The sequence below is a fragment of the Shinella daejeonensis genome, from assembly GCF_024281235.1.
Lineage (GTDB): Bacteria > Pseudomonadota > Alphaproteobacteria > Rhizobiales > Rhizobiaceae > Shinella > Shinella daejeonensis.
Genome location: NZ_JAHWXY010000001.1, coordinates 458190 through 470662 on the forward strand (window position 1 = coordinate 458190; position 12473 = coordinate 470662).

Annotated in this window: 14 protein-coding genes; 6 read left to right on the plus strand and 8 right to left on the minus strand. The window is 64.5% G+C overall.

Going from position 1 to position 12473, the window contains the following annotated elements; translation table 11 throughout:
* Positions 1 to 191 precede the first annotated feature (191 nt).
* On the minus strand, positions 192 to 1211 hold the full coding sequence (ilvC, locus tag KYK29_RS02230) for a ketol-acid reductoisomerase (RefSeq protein ID WP_254689219.1): 1020 nt from the start codon (positions 1209 to 1211) through the stop codon (positions 192 to 194).
* A 61-nt stretch (positions 1212 to 1272) separates the two neighbouring features.
* The gene (locus KYK29_RS02235; protein ID WP_254689220.1) at positions 1273 to 1920 is read right to left on the minus strand and encodes a TetR/AcrR family transcriptional regulator C-terminal domain-containing protein; all 648 of its coding nucleotides are present in this window, start codon (positions 1918 to 1920) and stop codon (positions 1273 to 1275) included.
* A gap of 395 nt (positions 1921 to 2315) precedes the next feature.
* Between KYK29_RS02235 and KYK29_RS02240 the strand changes: the two genes are divergently transcribed.
* The gene (locus KYK29_RS02240) at positions 2316 to 2699 is read left to right on the plus strand and encodes a BRA0787 family protein (protein WP_254689221.1); all 384 of its coding nucleotides are present in this window, start codon (positions 2316 to 2318) and stop codon (positions 2697 to 2699) included.
* Between the two features lie 246 nt (positions 2700 to 2945).
* A complete protein-coding gene (locus KYK29_RS02245; RefSeq protein WP_254689222.1) occupies positions 2946 to 3155 on the plus strand; it encodes a cold-shock protein in 210 nt (69 codons plus the stop codon).
* 79 nt (positions 3156 to 3234) lie between these two features.
* Here the strand turns inward: KYK29_RS02245 and KYK29_RS02250 are convergent, their stop codons facing one another.
* Positions 3235 to 3699 carry an Lrp/AsnC family transcriptional regulator gene (locus KYK29_RS02250; RefSeq protein WP_254689223.1) on the minus strand — a complete coding sequence of 155 codons (465 nt, stop codon included), beginning with the start codon at positions 3697 to 3699 and terminating at the stop codon, positions 3235 to 3237.
* Positions 3700 to 3869: 170 nt separating this feature from the next.
* On the opposite strand from KYK29_RS02250, the gene KYK29_RS02255 reads away from it, so the two are divergent.
* Complete coding sequence (locus tag KYK29_RS02255; RefSeq protein ID WP_254689224.1) at positions 3870 to 4583, plus strand: aspartate/glutamate racemase family protein; 714 nt, start codon at positions 3870 to 3872, stop codon at positions 4581 to 4583.
* 22 nt (positions 4584 to 4605) lie between these two features.
* Here the strand turns inward: KYK29_RS02255 and KYK29_RS02260 are convergent, their stop codons facing one another.
* Entirely contained in the window at positions 4606 to 5853 is a 1248-nt protein-coding gene (locus KYK29_RS02260; protein WP_254689225.1) for an FAD-dependent oxidoreductase, read from the minus strand.
* A gap of 20 nt (positions 5854 to 5873) precedes the next feature.
* A complete protein-coding gene (locus KYK29_RS02265; protein WP_254689226.1) occupies positions 5874 to 6281 on the minus strand; it encodes a winged helix-turn-helix transcriptional regulator in 408 nt (135 codons plus the stop codon).
* Between the two features lie 144 nt (positions 6282 to 6425).
* On the opposite strand from KYK29_RS02265, the gene KYK29_RS02270 reads away from it, so the two are divergent.
* Entirely contained in the window at positions 6426 to 7313 is an 888-nt protein-coding gene (locus KYK29_RS02270) for an SDR family oxidoreductase (protein WP_254689227.1), read from the plus strand.
* 48 nt (positions 7314 to 7361) lie between these two features.
* Here the strand turns inward: KYK29_RS02270 and KYK29_RS02275 are convergent, their stop codons facing one another.
* Complete coding sequence (locus tag KYK29_RS02275) at positions 7362 to 8114, minus strand: pyridoxine 5'-phosphate synthase (protein ID WP_254689228.1); 753 nt, start codon at positions 8112 to 8114, stop codon at positions 7362 to 7364.
* 229 nt (positions 8115 to 8343) lie between these two features.
* Between KYK29_RS02275 and KYK29_RS02280 the strand changes: the two genes are divergently transcribed.
* Positions 8344 to 9420, plus strand: coding sequence for a hypothetical protein (locus tag KYK29_RS02280; RefSeq protein ID WP_254689229.1), 1077 nt, complete (start codon positions 8344 to 8346; stop codon positions 9418 to 9420).
* 15 nt (positions 9421 to 9435) lie between these two features.
* On the opposite strand, the gene KYK29_RS02285 is transcribed toward KYK29_RS02280, so the two are convergent.
* The gene (locus KYK29_RS02285) at positions 9436 to 10563 is read right to left on the minus strand and encodes an ATP-dependent DNA helicase (protein WP_254689230.1); all 1128 of its coding nucleotides are present in this window, start codon (positions 10561 to 10563) and stop codon (positions 9436 to 9438) included.
* A 197-nt stretch (positions 10564 to 10760) separates the two neighbouring features.
* On the opposite strand from KYK29_RS02285, the gene KYK29_RS02290 reads away from it, so the two are divergent.
* Positions 10761 to 11792, plus strand: a complete 1032-nt coding sequence (locus KYK29_RS02290) for an AbrB family transcriptional regulator (protein ID WP_254690054.1) — start codon at positions 10761 to 10763, stop codon at positions 11790 to 11792.
* A 34-nt stretch (positions 11793 to 11826) separates the two neighbouring features.
* Here KYK29_RS02290 and KYK29_RS02295 read toward each other — a convergent pair whose 3' ends face one another.
* On the minus strand, positions 11827 to 12420 hold the full coding sequence (locus tag KYK29_RS02295; RefSeq protein WP_254689231.1) for a LysE family translocator: 594 nt from the start codon (positions 12418 to 12420) through the stop codon (positions 11827 to 11829).
* Between the last annotated feature and the right edge of the window lie 53 nt (positions 12421 to 12473).

A 12473-nucleotide genomic window follows, 5' to 3' on the forward strand; every position in this document is an offset into this window, starting at 1 on the left:
CACCGCGAAATATTCGAAGACAGTGCTCATTGCGCTACCCTCCATATTTGGACCAGGACGAACTATAGTTTGCACCCTGTCACCGGTTTCGGCAAGACTATTTCATGATGCACCGCAATATCGCTATGCTGAAATACAAAAAGGCCGGGCGATTTTCGCCCGGCCTCGACTTTTTGAAAACTGTTTCCAGATCAGTTTACCGACTTGTCGACCAGCTTGTTCTTGCCGATCCAGGGCATCATGCCGCGCAGCTTCGCGCCGACTTCCTCGATCTGGTGCGAGTCGTTGTTGCGGCGGATACCCTTGAAGCGGGCGCCGCCGGCCTTCCATTCCTGCATCCACTCGGAGGTGAACTTGCCGGTCTGGATGTCCTTCAGGACGCGCTTCATCTCGGCCTTGGTCTCCTCCGTGATGATGCGCGGGCCGGAAACATACTCGCCCCACTCGGCCGTGTTGGAGATCGAGTAGTTCATGTTGGCGATACCGCCCTCATAGATGAGATCGACGATCAGCTTCACTTCGTGCAGGCATTCGAAATAGGCCATTTCCGGCGCATAACCGGCTTCGACCAGGGTCTCGAAGCCGGCACGGATGAGTTCCACCAGACCGCCGCACAGGACGACCTGCTCGCCGAAGAGGTCGGTTTCGCACTCTTCCTTGAAGTTGGTCTCGATGATGCCCGAACGGCCGCCACCGACGCCGCAGGCATAGGAAAGCGCAAGATCAAGGGCGTTGCCGGACGCGTTCTGATGAACCGCGACGAGGCAGGGAACCCCGCCGCCCTTCTGGTATTCGCCGCGAACCGTATGACCGGGGCCCTTCGGCGCGATCATGACGACGTCGACCGAAGACTTCGGCTCGATCAGGCCGAAGTGGACGTTGAGGCCGTGCGCAAAGGCGATGGCCGCGCCGTCGCGGATATTCCCGGCGATCTCGTCCTTGTAGATATCGGCCTGCAATTCATCCGGCGTCGCCATCATCAGGAGATCCGCCCACTTGGCGGCCTCGGCCACCGTCATGACCTTGAAGCCGTCGGCTTCGGCCTTCTTGACGGTCGGCGAACCGGCCTTCAGCGCGATGACGACGTTCTTCGCGCCGGAATCCTTGAGGTTGAGGGCGTGGGCGCGGCCCTGGGAGCCGTAACCGACGACGACGACGTTCTTCGCCTTGATGAGGTTGAGATCGGCATCACGATCATAATAGACGCGCATGGATGGTTCCTTCCCTTAGCTGGTCTGTTTGCATATCCGGGTCGGCGGGAATCCGCCGGCCTTATCCTTTCACGCCGTAAAGCCGGAGGAAGGCGTCCACCGCCTTCTCCGCCCGCGGCGTGAATTCCTGTCGGAGCGCCCCGGTGTCCTCGCCGAGCAGCATGCGCAGATGCATGTCCGACACGATGAGGCCGTAAAGCGTCCCGTAAGTCTCTTCGGCGCTGTCGAAGGCGATGAGGCCGGCCTTCCGGCCCGCCTCCAGCAGCGCTGCGGCCCGCCGGCCGATCTGCCGGCGCCCGCGCTCCTGCAACAAGCGCCCGAGTTTCGCGCCCTCGCGGCTTGCCTGGCCGATCGCCAGCCGGTTCAGCGCCAGCGATACGTCTCCCGACAGCACGTCGATCAGATCGCGCGCGAAGGCGACAAGATGCAGGCGCAGGCGCTCCGCCGTCAGCGTTTCCGCCTCGACCTCGACCGTGCGGACCTTGCCGGCCTGATAGGCGATCATCGCCGACAGCAGCCCGTCGCGGTCTCCGAACCACTTGTAGAGGCTTTCCTTCGAGCAATTGGCCGCGCGCGCCACCCCGGCGGTGGTCAGCGCCCGCTCGCCGCCTTCCACGAGAAGGCCGAGCGCGCGCTCCAGCACCGTGCCCTGACGCTTCGTCAGTCCACCGCCGCCTTCGCTCGCCCCGCCTTGCGCCGCGACCTGCAAGATACCAGTCCTCTCGCCTTATGCGTACCGTACGGTACGGTTCGGATTTCTTGTAACCGCAAGCCGCAGACGCGTCAACAGCCATGGGAATCGGTTTGCAAAACGCTCTCCATCCTCGCCCGCGGCAAGCGCGATTCCTCCGGAATGCGGCAAAATTTCGCTGCGGCGCACAAAAGAGAAAAAAATTTCCTTCCTGCTATTCCTATGATTTGAAAAAGATTTCCGGAATAATCCCTTCTTCCCTCCCCGGCGAACAATATTTTTCGCTTCCCAAGTCATGTCCGCTCGTAAACAATCGTGAGGCGTGATTGGCTTTCCTGCCGCCTCCCAAGCGGCCGCAGCCGTCATGCCACACCCGCAGTCACTGAAGACCCTTACGCACAAGGAGACAGAAAATGTCGAATTTCCTGCCCCCTCTTCACGAGGGCCATGCTCCCATCACGCTTCAGCAACTGTTCGGCGAAGCCCTTCACGCGCTGGACGCATGGGAGGGGGAGCGCGCGGAACCGGCGGTGATCTATGAGGACCGCCTGGTCCCGATCAGCGCCGTCTTTGAAAACATGCGCGCCTGCACGGATATCCTGCCCCGCACGATGGCGGAAATCATCGCCGACAAGGTTGTCGGCTCCCCGCCGGCGGCATCCTCCCCGGATGCCCTGACCTTTGCCGATGCAGCGCAGACGGCGATCACGATCATCGAGCAGCACCGTCTCTATGGCGAATCGGCCATCGCGAGCTTTCTCGATCATCACCGGGTGGACAAGCGCCGCCCGGCCTGACGCGCACCGCCTCGCGGCCCTGTCCCGGCAGGGCCGCGAACAGCGGATAAAGCCCTGCCCGCCGCCGGACTGTCTTGACCGCCCCCGACGAAGCACCTATCTGCTGCGCATCGAGATTTGAACGTTGACTTATGTATTTGTGCGCCCTGCGTACAGTTCCACGAGCTTTCCCTTCAAATTCGACCGCCCGCGATCGCGGCGCCTGCCGTGATCAAAGATTGATTTGACGGATAGAAAGGTTTCGTCATGGCGACTGGTACAGTCAAGTGGTTCAACGCCACCAAGGGTTACGGTTTCATTCAGCAGGATAGCGGTGAGCCGGACGTTTTCGTTCACATTTCCGCCGTTCAGCGCGCGGGCCTCGCCGGTCTCGATGAAGGCCAGAAGGTCAGCTTCGAACTGGTGCGCGACCGCAAGTCCGGCAAGATGTCGGCCGATCAGCTCGTCGCCGCCTGAAGCGTCTCCGTCCCAAGCGGGACGAACCTGTCGATGAACGAAAAAGGCCGGCATTCCCGGCCTTTTTCATGGCCGCATCTCACTCCGCATAGTCCACCGGCAGCTTGGTGCCGCTCTTCAGGACCTCCATCGAAATGGAGGCGGAAACATCGAAAAGCTCCACCCGCCGCACGATCCGCTTATAGACCACGTCGTAATGCTCCACCCTCGGCAGGACGATCTTGAGAATATAATCATGGTTTCCCGTCAGCCGGTGCGCTTCCACCACCTCCGGAATATCGGCGATGGCGCGGGAAAACAGCTCGATCCACTCATCGCTGTGATGCGCGGTCTTGATCAGCGCGAAAACCGTGGTCGGCACGCCGATCCGGTCGCGGTCGAGCAGCGCCACACGCCCGAGGATGTGGCCGCTCTCCTCCAGCCGCTGGATACGCCGCGCGCAGGCGGAAAGCGAAAGGCTGACCTTTTCCGCAAGCATGCTGACCGGCGTGCCCGCATCCTCCTGCAAGAGCGCCAGCAAGCGCCGATCCCGATCGTCCAGCATACCGAATGAATCTCCACGTTCTCGCTCACAGGCGCGAACTTATCGCGAATTCCCATCCATATACAGGAATATTTCCGGAAAACACGCCACCCTTCCGGAACAATCGCGAACAATCGCCTCCCGCCCCGGCGCATTCTCTCCTCACGACAATCCATTCCGAGGAAGAAACCATGAAAACCATCGGCCTGATCGGCGGCATGAGCTTCGAAAGCACCACCATCTACTACCAGATGATCAACGAGGCGGTCCGCGAACGGCTCGGCGGCCTGCATTCGGCCGAGATCCTGATCCACTCCGTCAATTTCGAGTCGATCGTCGCGCTTCAGAAGGCCGGTCGCTGGGATGCCGCCGGCGCGCGGCTCGCAGGCGTTGCGGCCGGACTGGAGACGGCCGGTGCCGATTGCATCCTCATCTGCACCAACACGATGCATCTGGTCTCCGAGGCGGTGCAGGCCGCCGTCAAGGGTCCGGTGATCCACATCGTCGACGAGACCGCCCGCGCCCTCAAGGCCGCCGGCCGCCAGCGGCCGTTGCTGCTCGCCACGCGCTATACGATGGAGCACGGCTTCTATACGGAGCGGATGAAGGCGCACGGCCTCGACGTCATGGTGCCGGACGCCGACGGTCGCACACTGATGCACGACGTCATCTTCGGAGAACTTTGCCAGGGCAAGGTACACGACCTGTCGCGTGACCGCGTCATGAAGGTTATCGAGACTGCCCGCGCGCAGGGCGCCGACAGCGTCATCCTCGGCTGCACGGAAATCTGCCTGCTGCTCGATCCGGACGCGCTGCCGCTGCCGGGATTCGATTCGACCGCCATCCATGCCGCCGCCGCCGTCGACTTCGCTCTGGCCGACATCGCGCAACACCGCGCCGCCTGAGCCTTCCGGTTCCTGCGGCGCGTCAGGCCGGACGTGCCGCAAAATCCTCCGGCCAGCGGCATTCCGCAAGGCCGGCTTTCGCGAACGGATCGATGAGCGTGCCTGAAACGATGGCCGCAAGCATCCGCGGTGCGGGCGGCACGCGCGCCATCGTCGCGACAAGCCTGTCGCGCACCCAGGCGATGCTCCGCGAATCCGATTGATAGAACGGCGTGAACGCATAGGAGAGAAGCTGGAAAAGCCGCACATGGTTTCGCCGTGCGGCGGCATAGGCTTCGAGCGCCCGTTCGACCGTTTCCGCCTGCCCGATCGCATGCGCCAGCGCCGCCGCATCCAGCAGCGCCATATTCGCCCCCTGCCCGAGTTGCGGGCTGGTGGAATGCGCGCTGTCGCCGATGAAGGCGATGCCGTCGGCATAGGGCCGCGCCATCGTACGATGGGCGTAGCGCGCCAGCGTCATCTGATCCCAGTCCCGGATCTGATCGAGAAACGGTGCAGTCGCGGGCCAATAGGCACGGATGGCGGCCTTCCAGCGGTCGAGGTCCCCCTGCCGCACGAGATCGGCTTCTGCCGTCTTCAGGCTCCAGAAGAAAGCCGCCTTTCGCGTTTCCCCCGGACTGGCGCGGCCGGCCGGCAGTACGCCGATCATGATCCGCGCCGCATCATAGCGTTGCGTCAGGGCGTGCGGCTCATGCGGGACGTCCTCGCAATCGAGCGTCGCCCAAAGTGCGCCCCAGGGCAACGCACGCATACGCGGCGCGGCGACGGAAGCCGCCGCCAGCCGGGACCGCGCGCCCGATGCATCGATGACCAGATCGTAATCGCCGACGATCTCGCCGTCCGGATCGTGCAGCGCGGTACGCGCGCGCCGGGTCTCCGCCTTGTCGAGCGTTATGCCCGTACGCAGGGGAACGCCCTCGGCCAGCACCGCCTCGTGCAACGTTCCGAACAGAGCGTCCCGCTGCACGGCAAGGCCGTAGCGGCCGCCGGCCAGCGCATCGTAACGAACATCGAGAACCGTCCGCCCACTCAAGGCGTCCGCACCGTGCAGCCGGTCGATCCGATTGCCGAGCGCATGAATGGCGGGCGACAGGCCGAGCGCGTCGAGCACCGTCAGTCCGGTCGGTTGCAGCAACAGGCCGGAGCCGACGGGCGCGGCCACGTCGAACCGCTCGATCAGTTCCACCCGATGGCCGGCGCGCGACAGGAACAGCGCCGCCGCAAGACCTGCCGGCCCCGCGCCCGCAATACCGATCTCCAATCCCTTCATTCCGCGATCCCGCCCCCGCCTCACACCCCGTTTTCGTCGAAGATCCGCCGCGCCGCGCGGATTTCGGCATGATGTTCGCCCGACCAGCGCACCAGGGAACGCAACAGTTCGAGAAACGAACGGCCGAGTGGCGTCAAGGCATATTCGACGCTGGGCGGCTTGGTCGGGAAAACCGTTCGCGCCAGATAGCCGTCACGCTGGAGATCGCGCAACGTCTGGGTCAGCATGCGCTGGGAAATATCGGGGATGAGACGGCGCAACTGCGAGAACCGGCGAGGTCCCTCGGCAAGGCTGAGGATCATCAGCGAATTCCACTTGCCGCCGACACTGCCCAGGACGTCACGCACGGGACAATCGTCCACCGATATCGCCAGTCCGTCGATCATGATCACCCGCGATCCTTCCGGTTTTCCGGCGGTCGTGTTCATAGCCGGTATCCTCCGTGTAACCATGACAGCAAAAGCTGCCTTCTTTACAGCAGCTATCAAGTTACCAGATAAGATCAAGTCTCAATAAGAGATCATATGAACCGGCGGCATCCAACCCGCCCATCGCTCCCGAAAGGCAATCCCATGTCCGACACGCTTCTCGTCACCGGCGCTTCCGGCCATCTCGGCCGTCTCGTGCTCGACGCCCTTCTTGCCTCCGGCAAGGTGGCGCCGCAAAACATCATCGCCACGTCGCGCGACACCGCGAAGCTGGACGCCTACGCGGCCCGGGGGATCACCGTCCGCGCCGCCGACTTCGACGATCCGTCCTCGCTCGACGAGGCTTTCGCCGGCGCCTCGCGCATCCTCCTCGTTTCCACCGATGCGCTCGACCGTCCCGGCCGGCGGCTTGCCCAGCACAAGGCCGCCGTGGCCGCCGCGCAGCGTGCGGGCGCAAGGCACATCCTCTACACGTCGATGCCGCAGCCGGACGATTCCCGCGTCACTTTCGCGCCCGATCACCTCGGCACCGAGGACGCGATCAAGGCGACCGGCATCGCTTACACGATCCTGCGCAACGGCTGGTATGCGGAAAACCTCTTCATGGCGCTGCCGCAGGCGTTGCGGACGGGCGTCTGGCACAGCGCGACGGGCGACGGCCGTATCGCCCATGTCACCCGCGCCGACATCGCCGACGCCCTTGCCGGCGCATTGCTGAACGCGGGAAGCGACAGCCGCACCTATACGCTGACGGGGCCGAAAGCCTACACCGCTGACGAGATCGCCGCCGTGGTGTCGGAGACGACCGGAAAGCCGCTGAAGGTGATGCATGTTTCCGATGCCGAACTCGCAGCCGGCCTGAAGCAGGCAGGCTTGCCCGAAGCCGTCATTCCGACCGTGGTTTCCTTCGATACCAATACGCGCGACGGCAAGATCGCCATGGTCACCAACGACATCGAGCGGCTGTCCGGCCATGCGCCGATGGCCTTCGAAGAATTCGTGAAGGCAAACAGGGCGGCCTTCATCGGCTGAGGTCCGCAAGGCAAACGAGGATCGGGCAGCCGCAAAGCCGCCCGCCCCTCACACCGTCTGGCCGCAGGCGCGGCGGAAGCGACGCACCGTTTCCGCCATGCCGTATTCGAGCGCATCCGCTGTCAGGCCATGGCCGATGGAGACTTCCGCCAGATGCGGAATGCGGGCGGCAAGCATCGGCAGGTTGGCGACCGTCAGGTCATGTCCGGCGTTGACGCCGAGCCCGACATCGAGCGCGACGGCCGCCGTTTCCCCGAGGCGATCCGCCAGCCGCACGGCTTCGGCAGGATCGGCATGGCAGCCGCCATAGGGGCCGGTATAAAGCTCGATGCGATCCGCCCCGACCTCACGCGCGATCGACAGCGCCTCGCGATCCGGCTCTCCATCGGCGAAAAGCGACACCCGGAGCCCCAGCGCCTTGATCCGGCCGACGACGCGGAGGAGCAATTCCCGGTCCTTGCGGAAGTCCCAGCCGTGGTCGGAGGTCGCCTGCGCGGGATCGTCGGGCACGAGCGTCACCTGATCGGGCCGGTGCTCCTCGACGAGACGCAGGAAGTCCTCCTGCGGAAACCCTTCGATATTGAATTCGGCCTGCGGAAACTCGCCATCGATCAGCGCGCGGATCGGCTGCAAATCCGAAAAGCGGATATGCCGCTGGTCGGGGCGCGGATGGACCGTTAGGCCGCTCGCGCCGGCCGCAAGCGCGATACGGCCAAGGTTCGTCACGCTCGGCCAGGGCAGGTCCCGCCGATTGCGCAGCATGGCGATGGCGTTGAGATTGACCGACAACTTGGCAGGCATGCGAAGGAGACTCCCGTTGGCGCTCCACCTCTAGCCGGTTGTTTCCACAAGCGCAATCGGCTCCGTTCCGGCGTCCTGCGGCGGCAGCGACACTTTGTCGGCACGCCTCTTGCCGATCGTCCGGAATCACCGATAATCTCCCCGTGCCGGAGCGCGCCCATGCGCGGCCGTCCTTCCCGAGGATTTCAAGGAAACAAGCGAAGACGATGGTTTTCCGCCCGATGACCCGATGAACCTGACCGACCGACCGGCTAACGACACCGTTCGCAACGCGCTTCGGGCCGTGCTGTCGAGCGAGGCTTTCGCGCGATCGGAACGGCTGCGTTCCTTTCTCGCCTATGTCGTGGAGAACGAACTGGCCGGCAAGGCGGCGCAATTGAAAGGCTACAGCATCGGCATCGACGTTTTCGGCCGCTCCACCGGCTTCGATGCGGGCAACGATCCGCTCGTACGCGTGCAGGCGGGCAAGCTGCGCAAACTCCTCGATCTCTATTATGCCACCGAAGGCGCAACGGACGATCTGCGCATCCGCATACCGATCGGAAGCTATGTTCCCGAGTACCGGCTTCCGAAGCCGCCGGCGGCCGTCGCGCCGCAGCCAGCGCAACCATCGGCGGCCAGAAAGCCACACCAGCCGGGATCGAGGCGCTGTAACTGGCTGCCGGCGCCCGTTTCCTCGCCGCTCGCCATGCTGTCGCTGCTGCCTCTGCTTGTCCTCGCACCGGCCGCCCATCCCGATTCCATTTCAACCGGGATTGCCAACAGCGAACTGATTCTTGCCGTACAGCATAAGCTCGCCGGACCGGATTCGACGCTGCCCCAGGTGCAGATCCTCCGTTGCTGGCCGGCCGGCGCGCAATGCAGCGCCATCGCCGAGGCCGTCGCCGGCGCCGCCCGCTACTATCCGACGATCCGGCTCTTGCGCGAAGACGACACGCCTTCGGCACACGATCTTTCCTATTCCGTGCGGATCGACCGTCAGCCCGGCGACGACGCGCTGTTCCTGCGTCTCGTGCACGATCGGGGCGGCGAGACCGTCTATGCCCGCAGGATCGGGCAAAGCCAGATGCAGATGGACAGCAGCCTCACCTATGAGGCGGTTTCCTTCGGCATACGGGCTTTTTCACCGAACGGTCTTCTCTACCGCCACGCTGCGCGCAACGGCGCAGCCACTCCTGTGATGGAATGCCTCGCTCGCGCGCATCATTCATCGCAGGAAGCGGCTTCCGCCCGATGCAGCGGCCCGGTTGGCGTCACGCTGGCGGAAGAGCAAAACGGCGGCCCCGCACCAGCCTTCATCCGTTAATCGCACCGCCGGCGATCAACGCACGACGGTCAGCGTCTCGGCCGCGCGGGTAATCGCCGTATAGAGCCAGCGCTCGCGGGTATCGCGGAAAGCCCAGCTTTCGTCGAACAGAACGACATCGTTCCATTGCGAACCCTGAGCCTTGTGGACCGTCAGCGCATAGCCGAAATCGAATTCGTCATAGCGCCGCCGAGTCGACCAGGGAATCTCGCCGTCCCCGTTTTCGAAGGCCGCCTTGAGCAGCTTGATCTTCGCCGCCCCGCGATCCATGTCGTCATCCTCCGGACGGATCATCAGGTTGATGCCGGGCTTTACCGTCTCCTTGGAGGAACTCATCACCTGCCAGAGCGAGCCGTTGAGCAGGCCCTTGGCCGGATCGTTGCGCAGGCAGACCAGCTTGTCGCCGGACTGCGGATATTCGGTGGAAAATCCCTTTAGCTCGCGCAGGCGCTGATTGTATCGCCGGCGCGTGCGATTGGTGCCGACGAGCACCTGGTCGGCATCGAGGACGAGCGACTGGCTGACGTCGCCGCGACCGATCACCCGCGCCGCGCCATAGTCGCCATAATCGATGGTCCCGCCCTCGCGCACCTGCATGGCCAGCCGGATGATCGGATTGTCGCGCGCCTGCCGGTGGATCTCCGTCAAAAGATAGTCCGGCTCCTCGTCGGTGAAGAAGCCGCCGCCGGAAACCGGCGGAAGCTGGCCGGGATCGCCGAGCACGAGGATCGGCGTACCGAAGGTCATGAGATCGCGGCCCAGCGCCTCGTCCACCATCGAGCACTCGTCGACGACGACCAGCGCCGCCTTGGCGACCGGGCTCTGGCGGTTGATGGAGAACATCGGCGAAACCGAAGTCTTTCCGGTTTCCTCGTCCGCGACCTCCTCCTCGCCGCGCGGGCGGTAGATCAGCGAATGGATGGTCCTGGCATTGCTCGCGCCCCTCGAACGCAGCACCTGCGCCGCCTTGCCGGTGAAGGCCGCAAACAGGACGTCCCCGTCCACATGCTCGGCGAAATGGCGGGCAAGCGTCGTCTTGCCGGTGCCGGCATAGCCGAACAGCCGGAAGAGCGGCTTGCGCCCCTCCTTCAGCCATGTCGCGACGGCCTTGAGCGCTTCATCCTGTTGCGGTGCGAATTCCATGGCCGGACTTGGCAGGATTCGCCCGGTGGACGCAAGAGCCCCGCCGCCCGCGAGCCTCTCCATCCCGGGATTTGGCCCTGTTCCCGACGCCGGCCATCCTGTATTGGAAGCGGACAACTCCCGCCCGGAACCGTTTCTTGCCCTCCTCCGACCGCTCCATCGCCGAAAGACAGCTGCCGCCGGCCGGTTTCGGCCGGATGCCGCCCTTGCTCCAGTGGTTGTGCCTGGCGGCGCTGTCGATCGTCACGACCCTTCCGCTCGAACTGGCCGGTTTTCCCGCCGCCCTGCTGATGGGGCCGATGGCCGCAGGTATCGTCGCCGCACTCTCCGGCAGCACGATCCGCCTGCCGCCGGCCTTCTTCTTCCTCGTGCAGGTGGTGCTCGCCCTGATGATCGCCGCCACGGTCTCGCGGGATTTCATCGGCACCTTCGTCGACAACTGGCCGGTCATGCTCTTCGTCGTCCTGTCGGTCATCGCCGTCAGCACGGTGAGCGGCTGGTCCATCGCCCGCACCGGCATCCTCCCCGGCACGACCGCCATATGGGGATCTTCGGCCGGCGCCGCCGCGACAATGATGATCATGGCCGAGGCCTATGGCGCAGACGCCCGTCTCGTCGCCTTCATGCAGTATCTCCGCGTCATCTTCGTCGCGAGCCTCGCAACGCTCGTCGCGCATTTCGGCGGCCACGCCGCCGGCATCGCCGCGCCGCAGGACTGGTTCGCACCCGCCCCTGTGCTGCCGCTCGTCGCCATGCTCGCCGGCGGGATCGCCGTCGCGCTGATCGCCCGGCGGCTGCGCCTTCCGGCCAGCGCCTTCCTCGCCCCCTTCGCCGTCGCCTCGGCATTGAACCTTTCCGGCGCGATCACGATCGAGCTGCCGCCGTGGCTGCTTGCGGCCGCCTTCACCCTGCTCGGCTGGAACATCGGCCTCGGCTTCACCCGCGCCATCCTCGCACACGCGCGCCGGGCGCTCTTTCCCACCGTCCTTTCCATCGTCGTGCTGATTTCCTGTTCGGGCCTGCTCGCCGGCCTGCTCATCTGGCTGCTCGACGTCGATCCGCTGACGGCCTATCTCGCCACCAGCCCGGGCGGACTGGATTCCATCGCCATCATCGCCGCCAGCAGCACCGTCGACGTGGCCTTCGTCATGGCGCTGCAAACGGCGCGGCTGATCCTGGTCACGCTGTTCGGCCCGGCGCTGGCCCGCTTCGTCGCCGACCGGGCATGATGAACGCGGCCTGCCGTCCTTGCCGGAACTACGCCTAGCGCAGCATAGGCCAGAGGCTGGCGACCAGCAGCAGCGCCATCGAGATATTGAACCATTTCAGCCGCACCGGATGCGACAGCCACTGGCGAAGAGCCGATCCGAAACCGGCCCAGGTGGAGACGCTCGGAAAGTTGACGATGGCGAAGGCCAATCCGACGATCATCACGCTCGCCGCATAATTCTGCGCGTTCGTATAGGTCGCCATGGCCGTGACCGCCATGATCCAGGCCTTGGGATTGACCCACTGAAAGGCGGCCGCCTCGAGAAAGCGCATCGGCCGCGCCCCGGCCTTGCCCTCGTCGAGGCTGCGCGACGTACCGATCTTCCAGGCGATCCACAGGAGATAGCCGCCACCGGCGAATTTCAGCGCGGTATAGAAAAGCGGCACCGTCTCCAGCAGCGCGCCGAGCCCGAAGCCGACGGCGAGCAAAAGAACGAGAAAGCCGACGCCGATGCCGCACATATGCGGGATCGTCCGGAGGAAGCCGAAATTCACGCCCGAGGCGAACAGCATCATGTTGTTCGGGCCGGGCGTAACGGAGGTCGTGAAGGCGAAAACGAGAAGCGCCAGGAAGATTTCGGTCTGCATACGATCACTGCATTTCTGTTAATCTTGCGCATTGATAGTCGACCCTCTTGGAA

Coding starts and splice junctions, on each gene's coding strand:
- ilvC (WP_254689219.1), bottom strand. CDS start 1,211: ATGCGCGTCTATTATGATCGTGATGCCGATCTCAACCTCATCAAGGCG.
- KYK29_RS02240 (WP_254689221.1), top strand. CDS start 2,316: ATGTCGAATTTCCTGCCCCCTCTTCACGAGGGCCATGCTCCCATCACG.
- KYK29_RS02245 (WP_254689222.1), top strand. CDS start 2,946: ATGGCGACTGGTACAGTCAAGTGGTTCAACGCCACCAAGGGTTACGGT.
- KYK29_RS02250 (WP_254689223.1), bottom strand. CDS start 3,699: ATGCTGGACGATCGGGATCGGCGCTTGCTGGCGCTCTTGCAGGAGGAT.
- KYK29_RS02255 (WP_254689224.1), top strand. CDS start 3,870: ATGAAAACCATCGGCCTGATCGGCGGCATGAGCTTCGAAAGCACCACC.
- KYK29_RS02260 (WP_254689225.1), bottom strand. CDS start 5,853: ATGAAGGGATTGGAGATCGGTATTGCGGGCGCGGGGCCGGCAGGTCTT.
- KYK29_RS02265 (WP_254689226.1), bottom strand. CDS start 6,281: ATGAACACGACCGCCGGAAAACCGGAAGGATCGCGGGTGATCATGATC.
- KYK29_RS02270 (WP_254689227.1), top strand. CDS start 6,426: ATGTCCGACACGCTTCTCGTCACCGGCGCTTCCGGCCATCTCGGCCGT.
- KYK29_RS02275 (WP_254689228.1), bottom strand. CDS start 8,114: ATGCCTGCCAAGTTGTCGGTCAATCTCAACGCCATCGCCATGCTGCGC.
- KYK29_RS02280 (WP_254689229.1), top strand. CDS start 8,344: ATGAACCTGACCGACCGACCGGCTAACGACACCGTTCGCAACGCGCTT.
- KYK29_RS02285 (WP_254689230.1), bottom strand. CDS start 10,563: ATGGAATTCGCACCGCAACAGGATGAAGCGCTCAAGGCCGTCGCGACA.
- KYK29_RS02290 (WP_254690054.1), top strand. CDS start 10,761: ATGCCGCCCTTGCTCCAGTGGTTGTGCCTGGCGGCGCTGTCGATCGTC.
- KYK29_RS02295 (WP_254689231.1), bottom strand. CDS start 12,420: ATGCAGACCGAAATCTTCCTGGCGCTTCTCGTTTTCGCCTTCACGACC.